The sequence below is a fragment of the Streptomyces melanosporofaciens genome (assembly GCF_900105695.1).
GTDB lineage: Bacteria > Actinomycetota > Actinomycetes > Streptomycetales > Streptomycetaceae > Streptomyces > Streptomyces antimycoticus.
The window spans coordinates 4559325-4580775 of the sequence record NZ_FNST01000002.1 but is presented as its reverse complement, the minus strand read 5'-3'; the positions used below and the strand labels follow the sequence as shown (position 1 = coordinate 4580775).

The window sequence follows — 21451 nt, the reverse complement described above, 5'->3', positions numbered from 1 at the left end:
CGTACCATCTCCGTATGGCTACCGACACCCTCCCAGCGCCGAGCGAAGACGCGGTACGCGCCGCGCTCGCGACGGTCAACGACCCGGAGATCCACAAGCCGATCACCGACCTCGGCATGGTCAAATCCGTCGAGATCGCGGCGGATGGCTCGGTCGCCGTGGTGGTCTACCTCACAGTCTCCGGCTGTCCGATGCGGGACACGATCACCAACAGCGTGCGGACGGCGGTCGCCGAGGTCGAGGGCGTGACCGGAGTCACGGTCGAACTCGATGTGATGAGCGACGAGCAGCGCCGTGAGCTGGCCACCTCGCTACGCGGCGGCCAGGCCGAGCGCGAGGTGCCGTTCGCCAAGCCCGGCTCGCTGACCCGGGTCTACGCGGTGGCGTCCGGCAAGGGCGGCGTCGGCAAGTCGTCGGTGACGGTCAACCTGGCCGCCGCGCTGGCCGCCGACGGGCTCAAGGTCGGCGTGGTGGACGCCGACATCTACGGCCACTCGGTGCCCCGCATGCTGGGCGCCGACGGACGGCCCACCCAGGTCGAGAACATGATCATGCCGCCGTCGGCGAACGGCGTGAAGGTGATCTCGATCGGGATGTTCACCCCCGGGAACGCCCCGGTGGTCTGGCGCGGCCCGATGCTGCACCGCGCGCTCCAGCAGTTCCTGGCCGATGTCTACTGGGGCGACCTCGATGTGCTGCTCCTCGACCTCCCCCCGGGCACCGGCGATATCGCGATCTCCGTGGCCCAGCTGGTGCCCAACGCCGAGATCCTGGTGGTGACGACGCCACAGCAGGCCGCCGCCGAGGTCGCCGAGCGGGCCGGTGCCATCGCCGTCCAGACCCATCAGAAGATCGTCGGCGTCGTGGAGAACATGTCCGGGCTGCCCTGCCCGCACTGCGACGAGATGGTCGACGTCTTCGGCACCGGCGGTGGCCAGGTGGTCGCCGACGGGCTCAGCCGGACCACTGGCACGACGGTGCCGGTGCTGGGCTCCATCCCGATCGACGTACGGCTGCGCGAGGGCGGCGACGAGGGGAAGCCGGTCGTGCTGACCGACCCCGACTCCCCGGCGGGCAGTGCGCTCAAGGCGATCGCGGGCAAGATCGGCGGACGGCAGCGCGGCCTCGCGGGCATGTCGCTGGGCGTCACCCCGCGCAACAAGTTCTAGCGCCAGGTTCTGAGCGCGCGCTCGGCCACGGCCTCACGGCTCAGGGGCGGCTTCCTCGGGAAGCCGCCCCTGAGCCTTTGGCGCCTGCCTTACGAGTCGTAGCGGGTGATGTCCTTGACCACCGCGAACCCCAGGCCGTAGGCGCTCATCCCGCGCCCGTACGCCCCGATGTGCACGTCCTCGCCCGCCGTTCCGGCCAGCACCCAGCCGTACTCCGACTCGCGGTAGTGGAAGTCGGTCGGCACTCCGTCCACCGGGAGCGAGAGCTGCGACCAGCTCTCGCCCGCCAGATCGTCCGCCAGCTCCCAGGCGATCGCGGTCTGCTGGTCCAGCCAGTCCTGGCGCAGCGCCCGCTCCATCCGCGTCGGCCAGGTGCACGACAACAGACCGGAACCGGCCAGCCAGGCGGCCGAGGAGACCGAGGTGGCCTCCAGCTTGCCGGTGCCGTCGGCGCTGTCCCGCCCCGGGCGGCTGGCGACGGTGACAACCACCGTGAAGCGCTGCTGATCCATATCGGTCTCGACGCGCAGCGACGGCTCCTCGCCATGGCCGGTCGAGCCGTACTCGACGATGCCATCGGCCGCCGCGCCCACCTGCATCAGCCAGCGGGGGCCGGTGAACGCCTCGTCAAGCCCGTACCAGGGAAAGCCGGCCATCAGATAGCCGTCGACGCTCCGCCGGGCGTCGGCGGGCAACCCCTGCGCAGCCGCTGCCACCCCTCGTTCCCCTAGCCGACCCGTGGTCTCCATGTGCGCGCGGCCTCCTCGTTGCCCTGCGTTGTGGGCGGCCCGCCCCCCTCGGGCGACCCTCACCCCGGACAAAGGGAGGATAGCCATACGGGTCAACCAGGCCGGGCATACGGGGGGATCAAGTGGCGTCGGAGTCGAAAGGCGGACGCTCCTCGCGGCTCGGCTCCTCGCGCTTGCGCAGCAGGTCAGGCGTGCTGGAGTCGCCCTTGGACAGGGACGGCGGGGTGGGGTTGGAAGCCCCTGAAGAGCCCTGCGGCGGATCACTCTCCCGGCCGTGCACCGCGTCGGCGACCTCCGCCATCTCCTTACGGAGGTCGAAGCCGTTACGGATCTCCTTCAGGCCGAGCTCATCGGAGTCCAGCACATGCTTGCGCACGAAGGTCTTGGGGTTGAGGTCCTCGAACTCGAAGTCCTTGAACTCCGGCCCCAGCTCGGAGCGGATGTCCTCCTTGGCGCTGTCGGAGAACTCCCGGATCTTCCGGATGAACTGCGAGACATCCCGAATCACCTTCGGGAGCTTGTCCGGGCCGAAGACGAGCACCGCAAGGACAACGAGCGCGACAAGCTCGAGAGGTCCTATGTCCAACACCTTGCAGCTCCTCAAGACGTCTGGGGCCCCGGCCTGGGCCACTCAACACCGTACCTGGCGGCGGGGTCGGCGCGGGAGACGGCCGGGCCAACATCGCGCGTCAGCCGCTGCTCGCCGAACCCAGCGTCAGCTCCGCGGTGCGCGTCTTGCCGCCGCGCTCGACGGTGAGCGCGAGCCGGTCACCGGGGCGGTGGCTGCGGATCTTCACGATCAGCTCCTGTCCGCTGTGCACAGGGACGCCGTCCACCTCCGTGATCACGTCACCGGCCTTGATCCCCGCCTTGTCTCCGGGGCCGCCGGAGGTGACCGGCGGGCCGCTGCCGGCTCCCTTGGTGTTCACCCGGGCGCCGTCGCCCGTGTAGCCCATGTCGAGGGTCACGCCGATCACCGGATGGGTGGCCTTCCCGGTGTTGATCAGCTCCTCGGCGACCCGCTTGCCCTGGTTGATCGGGATGGCGAAGCCCAGGCCGATGCTGCCGCCCTGGCCGCCCCCGAGGCCCGAGCCGTCGTCGGCCGCCCGGATCGCGCTGTTGATCCCGATGACCCGGCCCTTGCGGTCCACCAGGGGGCCGCCGGAGTTGCCCGGGTTGATCGGGGCATCGGTCTGCAGCGCGTCGACATAGCTGACGTCGCTGCCGTCCTCCTTCTCGCCGCCCGCGGTGATCGGGCGCTCCTTGGCGCTGATGATCCCGGAGGTGACGGTGCCGGCCAGATCGAACGGGGCGCCGATGGCCACGACGGGGTCGCCGACGCGCACGGAGTCGGAGTTGCCCAGCGGCAGCGGGGTGAGCCCGGAGACGCGGTCGACCTTGACGACCGCCAGGTCATAACCGGCGTCGCGGCCGATGATCTCGGCCTTGGCGTCCTGGCCGCTGTTGAACGTCACCGATATGTCGCCGTCCGCGCCGGCGGGCTGGACGACATGGTTGTTGGTGAGGATATGGCCCTGCTTGTCGAGGACGAAGCCGGTGCCGGTGCCCTCCTCCGAGCTGCCGCGCACATGGATCGTCACCACGCCGGGCAGCGAGGCGGCGGCGATCCCGGCGACGCTGCCCGGGGCCCTGGCCTCCTTCTCGACCGGGGCCTGCGGCAGCTTCACATCGACGCCCCCGGAGGCGTTGTCCCGCTCCGCGTACGCGCCGATACCGCCACCGACGCATCCCGCGACCAGGGCGATCAGCAGCACGGCGATCCAGGCGCCGCGGCGGGAGACCGTCTTCCGCGTCTTGGGGGCGGCGGGCGACGGGACCACGGCCCAGGGGTCGTAGCCGCGCCACTGGGCGGTCGGGGCGGGCTGCGCCATCGCGGCGGGGGGCCGGTGGGGCTCTCCGGGACCCACCGGGAGCTGGGTGCCGTGCGGCGGGGTCATCCCGGGGTGCGACGGCATGGGCACGGGCGCGCTCTGCCCCGGTACGGGGCCCGCGGCGGGCGGCAGGGTGGTGCCGTGGGGCGGGGTCATCCCGGGGGCCTGAGGCGGCGTCTGGGCCATTCCGGGGGCTTGCAGCGGCATCTGAGCCGTGCCGGGGGGCTGGGGCGGGGCCTGGGCCATTCCGGTTGCCTGAGGCGGTGCCGGGGCGATTCCGGGCGGGACATGCGTGCCCTGCGCGGGGGTCGCCACCGGGTGCTGGACGGGCGGTGCCGGGGCCCAGGGCCCGGGGCCGCCGTAGGGCGGGGTGCTGTACGGGTCGGGCTCATGCAGCGGCCGGGGCGCCGCCTCCTCGGGCGCGCGGGCCTCCACGGGCGCGTCCACCGGCTCCGGCGGCGCCTGCGCGGCGGCAGCCTCCGTACGCTCCTCGGCGCCCTCCGCCGCATCGCTCGACCGGTCGCCGGGTCGTGCGGCCACCGGGCGGCTCCACCACTTCGGCTTGGGAGCCTTCGGCTCGTCCATGATCTCCCCTTTTTTGAGGGCTCGGTTCGCCTCCGGGGCGCCTCAGTCTCCCCCGGCTACCGCTGGGAGGTACCCCCTGTCGACGGTCGACAGCGACGCGCCCCTTCGGCTCGCCCCCAGCTACCGCTGGGAGGTGACCCCCGGCCGGTCAGCCCAAGCACCCGGACACACTACGGCGCCCTTCGGCTTACCCCAGCCACCGCTGGGAGTGCCCCCGGCCGGTAAGGCCAAGCATCCGGGACCAGGGCACCGCCCCTCGGCTCACCTCCCGAGCCGCGCTGCCCGGAGCCGATTCAACCAGGTCCGTCGGCGCTCGCGCAGCGCGGACGAAAAGACCTTGTCATGATCGGCAAAGAGACGGGCGGCCGGCGACATCGCGCCGTCACCGCCGTCGCACTACTTCGGGGGCGCGCTGACCCCGAGATACGGCGAGCCGCCCGACGTGGGCCGGGACGGGACCTCCAGCTGGGTCGGCGCGGGGGCCGGGGGCGTGGAGTTCGCTGTCCGCAGCAGCTCCGTGACCGAGAGGATCGGCTGTATCAGCGGATTCAGCGCCGCCCCGACGGGCTGGCGCAAAGCCGGTGGATGCGGGGTGGCCGTCGGGGACGGGGTGCCCGTCCGGGTGTCCGTGGTGGCCAGCAGCCCCACCTCCTGGCGGGTCCGCTCCCGCACGCCCGTGCTCACGGCGGCGTCGGCCTCGACCGGGGCGACCGCGGTGTCGGCACCGTCGGCCGAACTTCCCGGGGGGTCGACCGCCGCGTCCAGCGGAAGGGCGGCGCCGAGCGCGAAGGCCGCCAGCGAGACCGCTCCGGCCGCCGCGAAGGCGAACCTGCGGCGCGGGGCGGGGCGCTCGACCTCATGGATCCTGAAGCCGCGCTGACGTGAGGCACGGGCCGATGCCGCCGGTGCGATCGCGGTGCCCGGGGGCATCGCGGGCACGAAGGCGAACGCCCGCTCCCGTCTCTCCTCCGGCTCCCGGACATCACGCAGCTCGCGCACGTCCCGTGGGGTGCCGCGCATCTCACGCGGGCCGAAGACGCTCGGGCCCCCGAAGGGGGAGCCGCCCATACCGTCGTCGCCCGCGGCCGGGAGGCCCTGCAGACGCGCCAGAAAGCCCTCCGACGGTGCCGGGGGCGCCGTCTGGGCGAACACGTTTTTCAGCCGACGCTGAGCATCGGCTTCCGCCTTGCACTTGCAGCAGGTGGCGAGATGGGCGAGGACGCGCTCACGCGCGTCATGCCCCAGCTCACCGTCGACCAGAGCCGCAAGGCGGTCGCCGAGATGCTGCTCGGCGGGGGACGGACCGCCTGATCGGGTCACGCGATTCCGACCTCCCCGCTCAGCCGGGGGGCCGTGACACGCGGCGCCACCGCGGCGACCTCATGCTGCTGACCGGTCCGCGCCGCGGGGGCACGGTGCTGCAGCGCCTTGCGCAGATGCGAGCGGCCGCGGTGGATGCGGCTGCGCACGGTGCCCAACTTGACGCCCAGTGTGGCAGCGATCTCCTCATAGGACAGCCCCTCGATGTCACAGAGCACCACGGCGGCGCGGAACTCCGGGGCGAGGGTGTCCAGCGCCTGCTGCACATCGGCGTCGAAGTGGGTGTCGTTGAAGTGCTGCTGGGGAGAGGGCTCACGGCTGGGGAGCCGCTCCGCCGCGTCCTCGCCGAGGGCGTCGAAGCGGATGCGCTGCCGACGGCGGACCATGTCGAGGAAGAGATTGGTGGTGATGCGGTGCAGCCAGCCCTCGAACGTGCCCGGGGTGTACGTCGACAGCGAGCGGAAGACGCGGACGAACACCTCCTGGGTGAGGTCCTCGGCGTCGTGCTGGTTACCGGTGAGCCGGTACGCGAGGCGGTAGACCCGTGCGCTGTGCGTGCTGACGATCTCCTCCCAGGTAGGAGGCGTCCACGCCGGCGCGTCCGCGTCCGTGGCGAAGGTCGCGGTGGTGGCGGGCTCGGCGAGGGGCGCACCTCCCGTGCCCTTTGGGCTACGGGGGCGAGAACGGTCAGCGGTGTTGGTCACGGATTTCGGCTCGCCCACTGACCTGCGAAAGCGCTTCAGCACTCGCCGGTCACCGGCCGCAGCCGCACCTCCCCTGTCGGCTCTGGTGGTGTCCAGTAGAGCCCCTACCATATCCACCTCGCCCGTTAGCTCCGGATAAGCATTTTTGACCTGCATTTGGTCGTGGTCCATACGGTCCCCCCGGCTTCTACAACGCCTGGTCCCATCTGCGGGTTCCCGTGCGCAGCGGATACAGTCACCGTTGCGCCAACTACGGGGACAGGAGAGGGACATTACCGGCAACCGGCAGACGAGCTGGGCGTTCGCCGACGCATTCGTCGCCGAGGACGAAGCCCTTCACTGGGCCCGTGACCGGGCCCGGGAGGCAGGGCTGCGCTCGGTGTCGGCGGGCACCGGCGCCGCGCTGCGGCTGCTCGCTGCCGCCGCCGATGCCAAGGTCGTCGCCGAGATCGGCACCGGGACGGGCGTCTCGGGGATCCATCTGCTGCGCGGAATGCGCCCGGACGGCGTGCTGACCACCGTGGACACCGAGCCGGAGATGCAGCAGTTCGCCCGGCAGGCGTTCCGCGAGGCCGGGTTCACCGGGAACCGGGCCCGCTTCATCCCCGGCCGCGCCCTGGATGTGCTGCCCCGGCTGGCCGACGGCGGATACGACCTGGTCTTCTGCGACGGCGACCGGCTGGAGTGCCTGGACTACCTCGCCGAATCGTTGCGTCTGCTGCGGCCCGGCGGGCTGGTCTGCTTCGAGGGGGTCTTCACCAACGGGCGGACCGTGGACTCCGCCGCCCAGCCCACGGAGGTGCTGCGGGTGCGCGAGCTGCTGCGGACCGTACGGGAGTCCACCGTGCTGCAGTCGTCCCTGCTGCCGGTCGGCGACGGCCTGCTCTGCGCGGTCAAGCGGGGCTGAAACGGCCGGCCCGGCCGGGCGGCCGCCTCATGGCGGAACCCCCGGAACCCCTTACATGCGCTACCCCGGCGGTCGGTACCTGACGTACCGGCCGCCGGGGCAGCGCGCGGGTGATGGTGGGCCGCAAGCCGTCAGCCGACGACCTTCTTCAAGGCGTCGCCGAGGGCGTCGGCCTCGTCCGGTGTCAGCTCGACGACGAGCCGACCGCCGCCTTCGAGCGGAACGCGCATGACGATGCCCCGCCCCTCCTTGGTCACCTCGAGCGGGCCGTCGCCCGTCCGCGGCTTCATGGCCGCCATGCTCGTTCCCCTTCCTGAAACCAGCTCATCGCAGCCGACAACCCAGGTGTCACCGGCATCGAACACGTTGCTTCACTCTCATTATCCCGCATGGCATGACCCGATGACCAACATCGGTCGGCAACGCCTGTACGAGGCGCTCCCCCAAAACCACCCAATTCGGGGAGGGGGTCGGGGTAGCGTACGCCCGCCGTCACCGAACGAAGGGTCGGTTCTTTGACGCAGGTCACATGTCGGTCGGTCATGATCTCCGGCATGCTGTGCGCTGACCGCCGCGGCGGGTCCCTTCCCGGGCCCTCCGGTGCGGCCGCCGCCCGAGCCACCCGCCAACTCGCCTCGCCTCACCGCCGGAGGACCGCCATGGCCGACACCGTGCTCTACGACCTCGCCGAGGGCCTCGCGACGATCACGCTCAATCGTCCCGACGCGATGAACGCCCTGAACATCGACACCAAGGTGGCGCTGCGCGACGCGCTGCTGCAGTCCGCGGAGGACCCGGCGGTGCGGGCGGTGCTGCTCACCGGCTCCGGGCAGCGGGCCTTCTGCGTCGGCCAGGACCTCAAGGAGCACATCGGTCTGCTGGCCGCCGACCGTGACGGCAGCGGCGAGGGCTCGACCATGAGCACGGTGGCGCTGCACTACAACCCGATCGTCACCGCGATCGCCGGGATGCCGAAGCCCGTGGTCGCCGCCGTCAACGGCGTCGCGGCGGGCGCCGGGGCGGGCTTCGCCTTCGCCGCCGACTACCGGATCATCGCCGACACCGCCTCCTTCAACACCTCCTTCGCCGGGGTCGCGCTGACCGCCGACTCGGGGGTCTCCTGGACCCTTCAGCGGCTGATCGGATACGGCCGCGCCGCGGATCTGCTGCTCTTCCCGCGCGGTATCGACGCCCAGGAGGCGCTCGACCTGGGCATCGCCCACCGGGTGGTCCCGGCCGACGAGCTGGCCGCCGAGGCGGCGGCGGTCGCCCGGCGGCTGGCCGAGGGCCCCACCGCGGCCTATGCGGCGCTCAAGGAGTCCCTGGCCTTCGCCGCGGGCCACACCCTCACCGAGTCGCTGGCCATGGAGGACGAACTGCAGCGCCGCGCGGGGGCCTCGGACGACCACGCCATCGCGGTGAACGCGTTCGTGAACAAGGAGAAGCCGAGGTTCACCGGCCGCTGACCGACTCGCCCCGGCCGCCGGCGGCCGGGGCTCAAGCGCGTCGCGGCCGGGGCTCAGAGCGGCTGTGGCGATCAGACCGCGTCACGGCCGGGGCGATCAGACCGCGTCGCGGCTGTGGCAGTCGGCCAGATGGTCGTTGACCAGGCCGCATGCCTGCATCAGGGCATAGGCCGTGGTGGGGCCGACGAAGCGGAAGCCGCGCTTCTTGAGGTCGCGGCTGAGGGCCGTGGACTCCGCGGTGATCGCCGCGACATCGGTGGCGGTCCGCGGGACGGGGCGGCCGTCGGGGGCCGGGGCATGGGACCAGATCAGCTCGTCCAGCTCACCGGGTGCCAGGGCCGCCGCGGCGCGGGCGTTGGAGATCGTGGCGGCGATCTTGGCCCGGTTGCGGATGATCCCGGGGTCGGCGATCAGCCGCTGCTCATCGGCCTCGGTGAACTCCGCGACCTTCGCGATCGAGAAGTCGGCGAAGGCGGCCCGGAACCCCTCCCGGCGGCGCAGGATCGTCAGCCAGGACAGCCCGGACTGGAACGCCTCCAGACAGATCCGCTCATAGAGCGCGTCATCGCCATGGACCGGGCGGCCCCACTCCGTGTCGTGGTAGACGCGGTAGTCGGCCATGGTCTCGGCCTCCAGCCCCCAGGGACAGCGCAACAGACCGTCCGGCCCCGGAACCACACCCTGCCCGCTCATGCGCCATGCCCTTCGTAGCCGTGTCCCTCGAAGCCGCGCCCGTCATATCCGCGCCCCTCGAAGAGATTTCCCTCGAAGCCGTCCTCGTCGAAGCCGGGCCACTCGGGGCCCTGGCCCTCGGGGCCGCCCCGCCCGAAGCCGTGGTCGCTCTCCGGGGCCGACAGGGGGTCGGGGCCGGGCCCGGGGGGCGACGACGACTTCGGGTGCGGGCCCGCGAGCGCCGCCTCCAGCTCGGCGATCCGGGCGTCGCGCTCGGCGAGCTCGGCACCGAGGCGGCCCAGCACATCGTCGACATCCGCCATCCGGTAGCCCCGCAGCGTCATGGGGAGCCGCAGCGCCTCCACGTCGGCGCGCGCCAGCGGCCGGTCGGCGGGCAGCGGCTCGTCCAAGCGGTCCGGGGGCGCCTCGGTGAGCGGGCCGTCACCACCGCCGACGACGGCGAGCGTGACCCCGCCGACCACCACGACCAGCGCGATCAGCAAGAACAAGAACACGGTGATCGTCTCCCCGTCAGATGCATGGTTGAGTCTGTGTCCGTCGGCCTCGATAACTGTCTGCCCCGATCGTGCCATGCCCCTCCGACAGTTATCGTCGCTGCCCGCAACCTGGAAGAAGACATGAAGGAAGTTCGGATGCTGCGGCTGGGACGACGTGAGTTCGGCGAGAACGAGCGGGTGATCATGGCGATCGTGAACCGGACGCCCGATTCGTTCTACGACCAGGGGGCGACCTTCCGCGACGAGCCCGCCCTGGCCCGCGTGGAGCAGGCCATCGCCGACGGCGCCGCGATCATCGACATCGGCGGCGTCAAGGCCGGACCGGGTGACGAGGTGAGCGCCGAGGAGGAGGCGCGCCGCACAGTGGGCTTCGTGGCCGAGGTGCGCAGGCGCCATCCGGACGTGGTGATCAGCGTGGACACCTGGCGCCATGAGGTCGGCGAGGCGGTCTGCGCCGCGGGCGCGGATGTGCTCAACGACGCCTGGGGCGGGGTCGACCCCAAGCTGGCCGAGGTCGCCGCCCGCCACGGCGTCGGGCTGGTGTGCACCCACGCGGGCGGGGCCCGGCCGCGCACCCGCCCGCACCGGATCGGCTACGACGATGTGGTGGAGGACATCCTGCGGGTCACCCTGGACCTCGCGGAGCGCGCCCTCGAACTGGGGGTGCGGCGCGACGGGATCATGATCGACCCGGGCCATGACTTCGGTAAGAACACCCGCCACTCACTGGAGGCGACGCGCCGGCTGGGCGAGTTGACGGAGACCGGCTGGCCCGTCCTGGTCTCGCTGTCCAACAAGGACTTCGTCGGCGAGAGCCTGGACCGGCCGGTCAAGGAGCGGCTGATCGGCACGCTCGCGACGACCGCCGTATCGGCCTGGCTGGGGGCCCGGATCTACCGGGTGCACGAGGTGGCCGAGACCCGTCAGGTGCTGGACATGGTGTCGTCCATCGCGGGCCACCGGCCCCCGGCGGTCGCCCGCCGGGGACTGGCCTGAGGAAGCCCGCCGCGGACCGGCCGGGCGGGCGGGGACCGCCCCGCCGGGCACCGGCCCGGCGGGGCGCGAGGAGCCCGCCGTCAGACGCCGGACTCCTTGGTGACCAGGTCGATCACTTCGTCGATGTCGTCGGTGAGGTGGAACAGGTCCAGATCGTGCGGGGACGCCTTGCCCTCCGCGATCAGGGTGTTCGTGAGCCAGTCGACCAGGCCCTTCCAGTAGGCGCTGCCGAAAAGGACGATCGGGAAGCGGGTGACCTTCTTGGTCTGGACGAGGGTGAGCGCCTCGAAGCACTCGTCGAGCGTGCCGAGCCCGCCGGGCAGCACCACGAACCCCTGGGCATACTTCACGAACATCGTCTTTCGCACGAAGAAGTAGCGGAAGTTGACGCCGATGTCGACGTACGGGTTCAGGCCCTGCTCGTACGGCAGCTCGATGCCCAGGCCGACCGAGACGCCGCCCGCCTCGGTCGCGCCGCGGTTGGCGGCCTCCATCGCGCCCGGGCCGCCGCCGGTGATCACCCCGAAGCCCGCCTCGACGAGGGCCCGGCCGATCCGCACCCCCGCCTCGTACTCCGGGGACCCCTCGGGCGTACGGGCGGAGCCGAACACGCTGATCGCCGGGCCGAGCTCCGCCAGGGTGCCGAAGCCCTCGACGAACTCCGACTGGATGCGCATCACCCGGAACGGGTCCTCGTGCACCCAGTGCGTGGCCCCCCGGGTGTCCAGGAGCCGCTGATCGGTCGTCTCGGGTCGCATCTGGTGGCGGCGGCGCACGACCGGGCCCAGACGCTGCTCGTGCAGCGCTCGCTCTTCTTCGGCGTTGCCCACTGTGTGCTCCCTTCGCCAAGACCAAGATCTGGTCAAAGATCTGTGGTTCAGAGTAGGCCCCCCGGGCGGCTTCGAGCCGAAATCCCGGCCACGCTCACCCACCGAACCGCTGATCACAGGTCCAACGGCCGCCCGGTGCCGCCGGCGGGTGCCCGACGGACCTAGACGCCTGCGGCGGGCTGCTCCCCGCCCCTCCCCGGCACCCATCCATTTGCGGCTCCGCCGCGTGCGGGGCTCCGCCCCAGACCCCGGTGCCGGGGGCGGAGCCCCGGCGGGGGCCGAGGGCCGGGCCCCCTCGCGGCGGCACTCCAGCCCCTCCGGCGATTGAGGAGCGAGGTCTGGGGCGGAGCCCCAGGGTCGGGAAGGGGCGGGGAGGGGAAAGACGCGCCGGGCCCCCGCGCCGGGTCCGGCCGCTCGGCGCGGCGCTAGCCGACCAGCCAGGCCCGCAGTCGTTCTTCGGCCTCCAGGACGGCCGCGACCGGTACGTGCTCCTCGCGGGTGTGGGCCAGCTTCGGATCGCCGGGCCCGTAGTTCACCGCGGGCACGCCGAGCGCCGAGAAGCGGGCGACATCGGTCCAGGCGTCCTTGGGGGCCACCTCCACCCCGAGCGTCGCCACCAGCGCGGCGGCCGACGGGTGGGCGAGACCGGGCAGGGCGCCGGGCGCGCTGTCGGTGAGCTCGATGTCAAAGCCGGTGAAGACCTCCCGGACGTGCGCGAGCGCCTCCTCCTCGGAGCGGTCGGGGGCGAAGCGGAAGTTCACCGTCACCGTGCAGAAGTCCGGGATGACGTTGGTCGCGTGGCCGCCGTCGATCCGTACCGCGTTGAGGCCCTCGCGGTAGGTGAGCCCGTCGATCTCCGCCCGCCGGGGGACGTAGCCGGCCAGCCGGTCCAGGATCGGCGCGGCCTTGTGGATGGCGTTCTCACCGAGCCAGCTCCGAGCGGAGTGGGCGCGCCGCCCCTGCGTGCTCACCCGCACCCGCAGCGTGCCCTGACAGCCGCCCTCGACCTTGCCGTCGGTGGGCTCCAGCAGCACGGCGAAGTCCCCGGCCAGCCACTCGGGGTGATTCCTGGCCAGCCGCCCCAGCCCGTTGAGCTCGGCGGCGACCTCCTCGTGGTCGTAGAAGACGAAGGTGAGGTCGCGGTTGGGCTCGGGCACGGTCGCGGCCATGCGCAGCTGTACGGCGACGCCGGACTTCATGTCGGAGGTGCCGCAGCCCCACAGCACGCCGTCGTCGTCGAGGCGGGAGGGCACGTTGTCGGCGATCGGCACGGTGTCCAGATGGCCCGCCAGCACGACCCGCTCGTCCCGCCCGAGGTTCGTACGGGCGACGACGGCGTCCCCGTCCCGGTCGACGGTCAGATGCGGCAGGGCCCGCAGGGCCTGCTCCACCGCGTCGGCGAGCGCCTTCTCCTCACCGCTGACCGAGGGGAAGTCGACGAGCCGGGCGGTGAGCCGGGCCGCGTCCAGGGACAGGTCGAGTTCTGGGTGTGCCATACGGCCGACCCTAGCCGGTCGGCCCTGATCCCCGACGGCCCCGGCCCGTCGACCCCGGGCGGCCCAGCCCGGCGACCCCGACGGCCCCGGCCCAGGCGGCCCAAGCCGCTCGCGACGTGGCGTTCCCCACCCCGCGCCCGTGATCCGGCGGAGCCGCGCGAGCTCCAGTACCGTGTGGCGCGTGCCCCTGTCCGTCTTCTCCCACCGTGCCCGGCTGCTGCGGGCCGCGGTCGCCTGTGGCGTACTGCTGGCGCTGGCCGGATATCTGGCGGCGCAACTGCTGACGGGTGGTGTGGGACCGCCGCGCTGTGTCGTACGGGCGAACGGCGAGGATGTGCGGCTGTCCCCCGAACAGACCGTGAACGCCGCCACGATCGAGGCCGTGGCCGCCTCCCGCGGACTGCCGGAACGGGCCGTCACCATCGCGCTGGCCACCGCCCTGCAGGAGTCGGGGCTGCGCACCATCCGCCACGGGGACCGGGATTCCCAGGGGCTGTTCCAGCAACGCCCCTCCCAGGGCTGGGGCAGTGTGCGGCAGATCCGCGACCCGGTCTACGCCGCCGGGAAGTTCTACGACGACCTGGTGCGGATGCCCGGCTATTCGCGGCTGCCGCTGACGGTGGCGGCGCAGCGCGTGCAGCGCAGCGGTTTCCCCCAGGCGTACGCCAAGCACGAAACCGAAGCGGTGGTGCTGACCGGCGCCCTCACCGGCCGCTCCGGGGCGGCCCTCAGCTGCCCGGGGCCGCCGGACGACGGCCACGCGGGCGATCCGGCGCGGGTACGGGCATCCCTGAAGCGGGAGTTCGGCTCCGAGACGGAGGCGCGGCCGGCCTCGGCCGGGCACGGCGGCGGCAAGCAGGCCGCCCCCTCGCCGCACACGGTGGTGGTTCCGGTGCCGAAGGCGGCGGCTCCGGGGCGCGCGGGGCAGCGCGGCTGGGAGATCGCGCACTGGGCGGTGGCCCACTCGGACGAGTTGCGCATCGAACGTGTCTCTTACGGCGAGCGCGAATGGAACGCGCGGAATTCCGCGGCGGGTTGGCGCCCTGCCAAGGGGATTTCCGGGGCGGAAGTGCGGATCGTCACCATGCGATAGCGCATGGAATCGCCGCAGTTCAGGGCGGCTTACGGCGCATTGTGCGGCACGTGCGGAGGAATGGCCCGGGCGTATTACACGCAGAACCGGATAATGCGACGCATTGCCAACTCTTTGCCTTGTCTCACCGCAACCTTCGCGGGGTTCACGCGGTATTCACAGCGTCCGAATCGCCGGGCACCGCACGCCAATTGTCCCTCCGCCAAAGGAGAACCATGTCCCTCCCTCTCACCCGTCGGATCGCCCGCGCCGCACTGCTGGTCGCGGCGAGCGCGGCACCTGTCGTCGGCGCCGCCGGCGTCGCGAGTGCGGCGGAGCCGGCCCAGCCGCAGTCCTCCAAGCTGGGGCTGTCCTCGTTGGATCCCGCCTCGGTCGGTGAGGTCGCCGACGTCGCCTCGCAGCAGGTCGGGAGCACGGCGGGTGACGTCAGCAGCAAGGCCGGCGGGACCGTCAAGGGGATCCTGCCGGCCAAGACCGCCCCGGCGACGGCGGCCCCGGCCAAGCCCGCGAAGCCCGCCAAGGGCGCGAAGACCACCAAGGCCGCCAAGGCCGGCCCGGCCAGGGCCGCCCACGCCAAGCCCGCCGGTAAGGGCGAGGGCAAGGGGAAGGGCAAGGGCGGCGCCCACGCCAAGGGCAAGGGCAAGGCCGCCAAGCCCGCTCGGGCCGCCGCCCCGCAGGCCGCCGCCCCGCAGGCCCCCGCGCCCGCCCCGCAGGGCCCGGACCTCCCGGTCAAGGACCTACCGATCAAGGGCCTGCCGCTGCTCGGCTGATCTCGCCGGACCAACACGGGGGCCCGGGGAGTCTCGTACTCCCCGGGCCCCTGCCGGACGTTCACCTGTTGAGCTGTTCAGCCCGCCAGCCGCCGCACCGCCGCCGCCACGCGCTCGTCGGTCGCCGTGAACGCGACCCGGACGTGCCGCTCCCCCGCCGCGCCGTAGAACTCGCCCGGGGCCACCAGGATGCCCAGCTCGGCGAGGGCGCCCACGGTGTCCCAGCACGGCTCGTCCCGCGTCGCCCACAGATACAGCGACGCCTCGCTGTGCTCGATGCGGAAGCCCCGGCCCTCCAGCGCCGACCGCAGCGCGGCCCGGCGCCGCTCATAGCGCTCGCGCTGCTCCGTCACGTGCTTCTCGTCGCCGAGCGCCGCGACCGTGGCCGCCTGCACCGGTGCGGGCACCATCATCCCGCCGTGCTTGCGGATCTTCAGCAGCTCGCCCAGCACCGCCTCGTCACCGGCGAGGAAGGCCGCCCGGTAGCCCGCCAGGTTGGACCGCTTGGACAGCGAGTGGACCGCCACCAGCCCCTCGAAGGACCCCCCGGAGATGTCCGGGTGGAGCACGGAGACCGGGTCGGCCTCCCAGCCCAGCTCCAGATAGCACTCGTCGCTGACCACCAGCACCCCGTGCTCGCGGGCCCAGGCGACCGCGGTGCGCAGCTCGTCCTCGGACAGCACCCGGCCGGTGGGGTTGGACGGGGAGTTGAGCCACAGCAGCTTCAGGCCCGCCGGGTCGAGATCGGTTGGCTCGTCGTATGGCACCGGCTCGGCGCCCGCCAGCCGCGCGCCCACCTCGTACGTCGGATAGGCGAGCCGCGGGAAGGCGACCCGGTCGCCGGGGCCGAGGCCAAGCTGCGCGGGCAGCGAGGCCACCAGTTCCTTCGAGCCGACCACCGGCAGCACCTGGGTGTGGGTCACCCCGGCCGCGCCCAGCCGCCGCTCCACCCAGCCGGTGAGCGCGTCGCGCAGCGCGGCCGTACCCCAGACGGTCGGATAGCCGGGGCTGTCCGAGGCGTCGGCGAGGGCCGCGCGGATCAGCTCGGGGACCGGGTCGACGGGGGTGCCCACCGAGAGGTCGACGATGCCGTCGCGGTGGGCCGCGGCGATCGCCTTGTACGGTTCGAGCCGGTCCCAGGGGAAGACCGGGAGGCGGGCGGATACGGGTGGCACGGGGTGGCTCACTTTCTTCGGAACTGCCCGGGTTCTTCGGAACGGCCCGGGCCGAGGGCCCGGGAACCCGGTGGATTCCGGCCGAACCGGTGGCCCCCGGGAGACCCGGGAGCCACCGGAACGCCGGGAGCGCCCGGGAAACAGCCCGGTCCCGCAGGCCACAGGCCATACGGGACCGCCGGCTGCTTCCGGGCGCTGACGCCGGGGGCAGGGTTACTCGTCGTGCTCCTGCGGCGGAAGCGCGGCGATGAAGGGGTGGTCCCGCTCGATCAGGCCGAGCTTGCTCGCGCCACCGGGCGAACCGAGCTCGTCGAAGAACTCGACGTTCGCCTTGTAGTAGTCCTTCCACTCCTCGGGAGTGTCGTCCTCGTAGAAGATCGCCTCGACCGGGCAAACCGGCTCACAGGCCCCGCAGTCGACGCATTCGTCCGGGTGGATGTACAAGGACCGCTGGCCCTCGTAGATACAGTCGACGGGGCACTCCTCGATGCACGCCTTGTCTTTCAGGTCGACACAAGGCTGCGCGATGACGTAGGTCACGCTGTCGTTCCTCCTCGTTAGGGCTGCTATCGCGCGGGAGCGCGGCGTCGTCGATGCCCGCACCTAGTATCTCCGTTCTTGGGCACCAGACGCACATGAGGGGCTGACTGAGCTGTGGATTTCACCACTGGCGGACGTCTTGAAGTCCGGATCACCCCGGATGACGTGGGAAAACGCGTCTCGGTCAGACTGATCACCGGGGAGCGTGAGCCCGCCCCCACCTTCACCGACGTGGTCGGCGTTCTCACATCGTGGACCGAGGGCTCGCTCTGCATCACGCGGCGCACCGGTGAGGCGGTACGGATCGCCGAGTCGTCCCTGGTGGCGGCGAAGGTGGTGCCCGCCGCTCCGGCCCGCCGCCGTGGCCCCGCCGCGACCGCGCCCGAGCTGGACCGGGTCTCCGCCCGGGCCTGGCCGCCCCTGGTCAGCGAGCCGCTGGGCGAGTGGACCCTGCGCGCCTCCGGCGGATTCACCCGGCGCGCCAATTCGGTGCTGCCCCTCGGCGACCCCGGGATGGCCCTCGACGAGGCGCTGCGCCGGGTGACCGACTGGTACGCGGCGCGGGAGCTGCCCGCGTACATCCAGGTCAGCACGGGCGCCGAGGGCACCCAGGAGCTGCTCGCGGCGGAGCTGGAGACCCGCGGCTGGACGCGGGAGGTCTCGGCGCGGATACGCATCGCGGCGCTCGCCCCGATCGGGGACCTGGACGCCGACACCTCGGCGGTGACGCTCTCCCGTCGGCTCGACGACGCCTGGCTGGCCCGCTACCAGCGGTCCTCCGGCGAGCCCTCCCCCGAGGCGCGCACGGTGCTGTCGGGCGGCCCTTCAGTGTGGTTCGCCACCGTGCCGGGGCGGGAGGGAGACGCCCCGGCCGCGATCGGGCGCTGTGTGGTGGACGGCCGCTGGGCCGGCTTCACCGCCGTGGAGGTCGCCCCGGAGCGGCGGCGCCAGGGCCTGGCCAAGGCCGTGATGACGGCGCTGGCCCGCAAGGCGCTCGACGAGGGCGCCTCGGCCGCGTATCTCCAGGTGGAGACGGACAATGACGGTGCGCACGCCCTCTACGAGGGTATGGGCTTCACGGTCCATCACACCTACCATCACTGGCGCGCATCTGGACACGATGTGCGCTGAGCAGGGTACGAGTCGGCTATGCCACGGATGAACGACACGTCCCGCCGCCGGCGGTTCGCCGACGCGGCCCGCGAAGAGCGCCCCGATCTGGCGCTGCTGTGCCTGCTGGTCGGCATGGAGGCCGATTCCGGACTGGACGAGACCGGAATCGACGAAGCACAGATCGAGCTCGACCGGCTGGCCGGTCAGCTCCCCTTCTCCCCCGGCGGCCCCGAGGACTGGGCCGCCGCGCTGGCCCGCCTGCTCGGCGAGCGCCATGGCTTCCGGGGCGGCCCGGCCGACTACCAGCGGCTGGGGTCCTCGCTCCTCCACACCGTGCTGCGGCGCCGCCGCGGACTGCCGATCCTGCTGTCCGTGGTGTGGATGGAGGTGGCGCGGCGGGCGGGCGCGCCGGTGTACGGGGTGGCGCTGCCGGGCCACTTCGTGGTCGGCTTCGGCGATCCTTACGGCAGCCACGTGCTGGCCGATCCGTTCGACGGCGGGCGGCCGCTGTCCGGTGAGGACGCGGCGACGCTGGTGTCGGGGGCCACGGGCGCCCCGCTCTCCGCGTCGATGCTGAGCCCGGCGGGGTCGCTGGACATCGTGCTGCGGATCCTCAACAACATCCGCGCCTGGGCGTCCGCCCGCCCCGAGCGCACCGATGTCCGGCTGTGGGCGGTCGAGCTGTCCCTGCTGCTGCCCAGCCACCCGGCCGAGCTGCGCTACGAACGGGCGCAACTCCTGGTGGAGCGCGGCGACTTCGTGACCGGGGCCAAGGAGCTGGAGGAGTACGCGGAGGTGATGGAGGCGGTGCGGCCCGACGCCGCCGAAACCGTACGCCACGAGGCCCGCGCCGCCCGCGCGATGCTGAACTAGCGGCTGCCGCTGCTTGGTAGGTCTTCGCGCATGTGGCCTCGGCGGCCGCTCGGCCCCGGGGCCCGCGGCGTCCGGTGCGGGGGGCATTGCACTCCCGGTGGTGGCCGGGGGCACAGTGGCGGGCGCTGGGGCGCCGTGCCGGGCGTCGTCGGCTCGGGGCGTCCGGTGCAGGGGGCACCTCCCGGTGGCCGGAGGCCGTGTGGGTGCCGGGGCCCGGGAAGAGCCACCGGGCAGGGCCTGGCGGCTGTCCGGTGGTGGCCAGGGGGCCAGTGGCGGACGCCGGGGGGCGTCGTACGGGCGTCGTGGGCCCGGGGGACATCCCGCCGGGCAGGACCTGGCGCCTCCGGCGGGCCGGCCGTCGCGGGGCGGCGGCCCGGCCTTCCAGCCCCTCCGGCGTTTGAGGAGCGGGGCCCGGGGGGCGGAGCCCCGGCGGGGCCCGGGGGCGGAGCCCCGGCGGGGTCCGGGGCCGGGCCCCGGTTGTGGGAAGGGGCGGGGAGGGGAAAGCCCCGCGCCGCCACGGCCGGCCCGCGCCGCTACAGCCAACCCTTTTCGCGGGCGATACGGACGGCCTCGGCCCGGTTCCGGGCGGCGGTCTTCTGGATGGCCGTGGAGAGGTAGTTGCGGACCGTGCCCGGCGACAAGTGCAGGGCGCGGGCCAGCTCGGCGTTGGTCGAGCCGTCCGCCGAGGCGTGCAGCACCTCGCGCTCCCGCGCGGTCAGCGGGCTGGCCCCGTCCACGAGCGCGGCGGCGGCCAGCGTGGGGTCGATCACCCGCTCCCCGCGCAGCACCCGCCGTATGGCGTCGGCGAGCTGGGCCGCCGGAGCGTCCTTGACCAGGAAGGCATCGGCGCCGGACTCCATGGCGCGGCGCAGATAGCCGGGGCGGCCGAAGGTGGTCAGGATCACGATCCGGATCCCGGGCGCGGCCCGGTGCAGCGCGGCGGCGGCCTCGATCCCGCTCAGTCCTGGCATCTCGATGTCCAGCAGCGCCACATCGGGGCGATGGGTCCGGGCGGCGTCCACGACCTCGTCGCCGCGGGCCACCTGCGCGATGACCTCGATCTCGTCCTCGAGCCCGAGGAGCGCGGCCAGCGCCTCCCGCACCATGGACTGGTCCTCGGCCAGCAGTACCCGGATCACGCCCCGCAGCGTATCCGCTCTTCGTAGGCCGCTCTTCGTAGACCGCTCTTCGTAGGCCGCTCTTCGTAGGCCGCTCTTCGTAGGCCGCTCTTCCGCACGCTCCCTTCTTCCGCACCCCCGTCTTCCGCGCGCTCCCTCCGTGCGCTCCTTACGGGGCGGCCCGCGCTATGGGGCGGCCGGTGAGGGCGCTTCGACGCGGACACCGCGAGAGAGCGGGACCAAGGCGCGGAGGGTGAAGCCACCGCGCTCACCGGGGCCGGTCTCCAGGCGGCCGTCGGCAAGCTGGAGCCGCTCGGCCAGCCCGGTGAGCCCGTTGCCGTGCGGACCGGTCCCGCCGCGGCCGTCGTCGGTGACGGTCAGGCACAGCTCGTCGCCGGTCTCGTCGAGCGTGACCGCGCAGCGGCGCGCCCCGCTGTGCCGCACCACATTGGTGACCGCCTCGCGCAGCGCCCAGGCCAGCGCCCCCTCCTGGTCGGGCGGAAGATCGGGGTGGTGGGTGGCGACCCGGCTCAGGTCGGCGGCGACGCCCGCGGCGGCGAGGGCGGTACGGGCCCCGGCGACCTCGGCCTCCAGGGTGGGGCGGCGGAAGCCGCTGACCGCCTCCCGGACGTCCACCAGCGCTTGCCTGCTGACCCGTTCGATATCGGCGACCTGCCGCGCCGCCTGCTCGGGCTTGTCGGGCAGCATCCGGCCCGCCAGCTCGCTCTTGAGCGTGATCAGCGAGAGCGAGTGCCCCAGCAGATCGTGCAGATCGCGGGCGAGCCGAAGCCGCTCCTCGTTGGCGGCGAGCTGGGCCACGGTGGCCCGGGCGGCGCGCAGCGCCCGGGTGGTACGGACCATCTGCCGCACCCCGCTCATCGCGAACCCGCCGAGCAGCGAGGGGATCACCAGGGCGGACATCAGCCCGTGCGAACCGCGCACCAGCACCCCGACGGCCACCATGAACGCGGTGTTCAGCGGAATCGCCCACCGCGCGAGCCGCAGCGGCAGCACCGCCCCGTAGGCGACGGACACATAGACGCACAGCACCAGCCAGGCGTCGCCCATGGTGAGCGTGAGCACGGCGGCGAGCACGCAGGACGTGCCCAGCGCCCCGAAGACCGCGGCCCGGCTCAGTGCCCGGCCGGTGTGCCGGAAGACCAGCACCAGATAGATGGCGACGAAGGCCAGCAGGCCGAGCGCACCGCACACCGTGGCGGGGACGGTGTGGTGCCCGTCGGCGAGATCGCTCACCGGCGCGCCCATGTAGGCCATCCAGATCCCGATCCACATCAGCTTGATCAGGGCCTGCCGGCCGTTCTCGGGGCTCTGGCCGATGGCGGCCGGCCGGTCGTTCTCGTCGTCGTACGCCATCGCGTCGGCCCACCAGGTCAGGCGGCGGAGCACGCCGGGGCGGCGCTCCGGATCGCCGTCGGTCCACTCGGCCCGGTCAGCCATGGTTCTT

22 protein-coding genes are annotated in these 21451 nt (G+C 72.9%); 8 read left to right on the top strand and 14 right to left on the bottom strand.

Annotation, left to right across the window (positions count from 1 at the left end; translation table 11 throughout):
• The first annotated feature begins 14 nt into the window (after positions 1-14).
• The gene (locus BLV72_RS22665) at positions 15-1169 is read left to right on the top strand and encodes an Mrp/NBP35 family ATP-binding protein (RefSeq protein ID WP_093464472.1); all 1155 of its coding nucleotides are present in this window, start codon (positions 15-17) and stop codon (positions 1167-1169) included.
• A gap of 89 nt (positions 1170-1258) precedes the next feature.
• Here BLV72_RS22665 and BLV72_RS22660 read toward each other — a convergent pair whose 3' ends face one another.
• From BLV72_RS22660 to sigE, 5 genes are all read right to left on the bottom strand, one after another.
• The gene (locus BLV72_RS22660; RefSeq protein WP_093464471.1) at positions 1259-1918 is read right to left on the bottom strand and encodes a hypothetical protein; all 660 of its coding nucleotides are present in this window, start codon (positions 1916-1918) and stop codon (positions 1259-1261) included.
• 118 nt (positions 1919-2036) lie between these two features.
• Positions 2037-2507, bottom strand: a complete 471-nt coding sequence (locus BLV72_RS22655) for a sec-independent translocase (protein WP_093464469.1) — start codon at positions 2505-2507, stop codon at positions 2037-2039.
• A gap of 100 nt (positions 2508-2607) precedes the next feature.
• Positions 2608-4395, bottom strand: a complete 1788-nt coding sequence (locus BLV72_RS22650) for a trypsin-like peptidase domain-containing protein (protein WP_093464468.1) — start codon at positions 4393-4395, stop codon at positions 2608-2610.
• Positions 4396-4791: 396 nt separating this feature from the next.
• Positions 4792-5715 (bottom strand): anti-sigma factor family protein, encoded by a 924-nt coding sequence (locus tag BLV72_RS22645; protein WP_093464466.1) that lies wholly within the window; start codon positions 5713-5715, stop codon positions 4792-4794.
• Entirely contained in the window at positions 5712-6530 is an 819-nt protein-coding gene (sigE, locus tag BLV72_RS22640; RefSeq protein WP_079059467.1) for an RNA polymerase sigma factor SigE, read from the bottom strand. The genes BLV72_RS22645 and sigE overlap by 4 nt, the downstream gene beginning before the upstream one ends.
• 130 nt (positions 6531-6660) lie before the next feature.
• On the opposite strand from sigE, the gene BLV72_RS22635 reads away from it, so the two are divergent.
• Complete coding sequence (locus tag BLV72_RS22635; protein ID WP_093464465.1) at positions 6661-7326, top strand: O-methyltransferase; 666 nt, start codon at positions 6661-6663, stop codon at positions 7324-7326.
• Between the two features lie 131 nt (positions 7327-7457).
• Here the strand turns inward: BLV72_RS22635 and BLV72_RS22630 are convergent, their stop codons facing one another.
• On the bottom strand, positions 7458-7625 hold the full coding sequence (locus BLV72_RS22630; RefSeq protein WP_003966491.1) for a DUF3117 domain-containing protein: 168 nt from the start codon (positions 7623-7625) through the stop codon (positions 7458-7460).
• A gap of 360 nt (positions 7626-7985) precedes the next feature.
• Between BLV72_RS22630 and chcB the strand changes: the two genes are divergently transcribed.
• Positions 7986-8792: a 2-cyclohexenylcarbonyl CoA isomerase gene (chcB, locus tag BLV72_RS22625; RefSeq protein WP_093464463.1), complete on the top strand. Its 807-nt coding sequence runs from the start codon at positions 7986-7988 to the stop codon at positions 8790-8792.
• 96 nt (positions 8793-8888) lie between these two features.
• Here the strand turns inward: chcB and BLV72_RS22620 are convergent, their stop codons facing one another.
• Both BLV72_RS22620 and BLV72_RS47360 read right to left on the bottom strand, forming a co-directional pair.
• On the bottom strand, positions 8889-9485 hold the full coding sequence (locus tag BLV72_RS22620) for a DNA-3-methyladenine glycosylase I (RefSeq protein WP_093464462.1): 597 nt from the start codon (positions 9483-9485) through the stop codon (positions 8889-8891).
• Positions 9482-9979, bottom strand: a complete 498-nt coding sequence (locus tag BLV72_RS47360; protein ID WP_167746388.1) for a DivIVA domain-containing protein — start codon at positions 9977-9979, stop codon at positions 9482-9484. Before BLV72_RS47360 ends, BLV72_RS22620 begins: the two co-directional genes overlap by 4 nt.
• A gap of 138 nt (positions 9980-10117) precedes the next feature.
• On the opposite strand from BLV72_RS47360, the gene folP reads away from it, so the two are divergent.
• Entirely contained in the window at positions 10118-10978 is an 861-nt protein-coding gene (gene folP / locus BLV72_RS22610; RefSeq protein ID WP_059145252.1) for a dihydropteroate synthase, read from the top strand.
• 80 nt (positions 10979-11058) lie between these two features.
• Here folP and BLV72_RS22605 read toward each other — a convergent pair whose 3' ends face one another.
• Positions 11059-11808 carry an LOG family protein gene (locus BLV72_RS22605; protein WP_093464461.1) on the bottom strand — a complete coding sequence of 250 codons (750 nt, stop codon included), beginning with the start codon at positions 11806-11808 and terminating at the stop codon, positions 11059-11061.
• A 425-nt stretch (positions 11809-12233) separates the two neighbouring features.
• Positions 12234-13304: a succinyl-diaminopimelate desuccinylase gene (dapE, locus tag BLV72_RS22600; RefSeq protein WP_093464459.1), complete on the bottom strand. Its 1071-nt coding sequence runs from the start codon at positions 13302-13304 to the stop codon at positions 12234-12236.
• Positions 13305-13476: 172 nt separating this feature from the next.
• On the opposite strand from dapE, the gene BLV72_RS22595 reads away from it, so the two are divergent.
• Both BLV72_RS22595 and BLV72_RS50020 read left to right on the top strand, forming a co-directional pair.
• On the top strand, positions 13477-14397 hold the full coding sequence (locus tag BLV72_RS22595) for a VldE C-terminal domain-containing protein (protein WP_093464458.1): 921 nt from the start codon (positions 13477-13479) through the stop codon (positions 14395-14397).
• Positions 14398-14612: 215 nt separating this feature from the next.
• Positions 14613-15167 carry an ATP-binding protein gene (locus tag BLV72_RS50020; protein ID WP_244320917.1) on the top strand — a complete coding sequence of 185 codons (555 nt, stop codon included), beginning with the start codon at positions 14613-14615 and terminating at the stop codon, positions 15165-15167.
• 77 nt (positions 15168-15244) lie between these two features.
• On the opposite strand, the gene dapC is transcribed toward BLV72_RS50020, so the two are convergent.
• Both dapC and fdxA read right to left on the bottom strand, forming a co-directional pair.
• Complete coding sequence (gene dapC / locus BLV72_RS22585; protein WP_093464456.1) at positions 15245-16342, bottom strand: succinyldiaminopimelate transaminase; 1098 nt, start codon at positions 16340-16342, stop codon at positions 15245-15247.
• Between the two features lie 213 nt (positions 16343-16555).
• On the bottom strand, positions 16556-16882 hold the full coding sequence (fdxA, locus tag BLV72_RS22580) for a ferredoxin (protein ID WP_014054705.1): 327 nt from the start codon (positions 16880-16882) through the stop codon (positions 16556-16558).
• A 114-nt stretch (positions 16883-16996) separates the two neighbouring features.
• Between fdxA and BLV72_RS22575 the strand changes: the two genes are divergently transcribed.
• Together BLV72_RS22575 and BLV72_RS22570 are read left to right on the top strand one after the other, a co-directional pair.
• A complete protein-coding gene (locus BLV72_RS22575) occupies positions 16997-18013 on the top strand; it encodes a GNAT family N-acetyltransferase (protein ID WP_093464455.1) in 1017 nt (338 codons plus the stop codon).
• 18 nt (positions 18014-18031) lie between these two features.
• A complete protein-coding gene (locus BLV72_RS22570; RefSeq protein ID WP_093464453.1) occupies positions 18032-18868 on the top strand; it encodes a transglutaminase family protein in 837 nt (278 codons plus the stop codon).
• Positions 18869-19401: 533 nt separating this feature from the next.
• On the opposite strand, the gene BLV72_RS22565 is transcribed toward BLV72_RS22570, so the two are convergent.
• Together BLV72_RS22565 and BLV72_RS22560 are read right to left on the bottom strand one after the other, a co-directional pair.
• A complete protein-coding gene (locus BLV72_RS22565) occupies positions 19402-20007 on the bottom strand; it encodes a response regulator transcription factor (protein WP_371864585.1) in 606 nt (201 codons plus the stop codon).
• Positions 20008-20172: 165 nt separating this feature from the next.
• Positions 20173-21444, bottom strand: a complete 1272-nt coding sequence (locus tag BLV72_RS22560) for a sensor histidine kinase (RefSeq protein ID WP_093464450.1) — start codon at positions 21442-21444, stop codon at positions 20173-20175.
• Between the last annotated feature and the right edge of the window lie 7 nt (positions 21445-21451).

Bases quoted from the DNA above. Each gene is read 5' to 3' on its own strand.
- BLV72_RS22665 (WP_093464472.1), top strand. From the start codon at position 15: ATGGCTACCGACACCCTCCCAGCGCCGAGCGAAGACGCGGTACGCGCC.
- BLV72_RS22660 (WP_093464471.1), bottom strand. From the start codon at position 1,918: ATGGAGACCACGGGTCGGCTAGGGGAACGAGGGGTGGCAGCGGCTGCG.
- BLV72_RS22650 (WP_093464468.1), bottom strand. From the start codon at position 4,395: ATGGACGAGCCGAAGGCTCCCAAGCCGAAGTGGTGGAGCCGCCCGGTG.
- sigE (WP_079059467.1), bottom strand. From the start codon at position 6,530: ATGGTAGGGGCTCTACTGGACACCACCAGAGCCGACAGGGGAGGTGCG.
- BLV72_RS22630 (WP_003966491.1), bottom strand. From the start codon at position 7,625: ATGGCGGCCATGAAGCCGCGGACGGGCGACGGCCCGCTCGAGGTGACC.
- chcB (WP_093464463.1), top strand. From the start codon at position 7,986: ATGGCCGACACCGTGCTCTACGACCTCGCCGAGGGCCTCGCGACGATC.
- BLV72_RS22620 (WP_093464462.1), bottom strand. From the start codon at position 9,485: ATGAGCGGGCAGGGTGTGGTTCCGGGGCCGGACGGTCTGTTGCGCTGT.
- folP (WP_059145252.1), top strand. From the start codon at position 10,118: ATGCTGCGGCTGGGACGACGTGAGTTCGGCGAGAACGAGCGGGTGATC.
- dapE (WP_093464459.1), bottom strand. From the start codon at position 13,304: ATGGCACACCCAGAACTCGACCTGTCCCTGGACGCGGCCCGGCTCACC.
- BLV72_RS50020 (WP_244320917.1), top strand. From the start codon at position 14,613: ATGTCCCTCCCTCTCACCCGTCGGATCGCCCGCGCCGCACTGCTGGTC.
- BLV72_RS22570 (WP_093464453.1), top strand. From the start codon at position 18,032: ATGCCACGGATGAACGACACGTCCCGCCGCCGGCGGTTCGCCGACGCG.
- BLV72_RS22560 (WP_093464450.1), bottom strand. From the start codon at position 21,444: ATGGCTGACCGGGCCGAGTGGACCGACGGCGATCCGGAGCGCCGCCCC.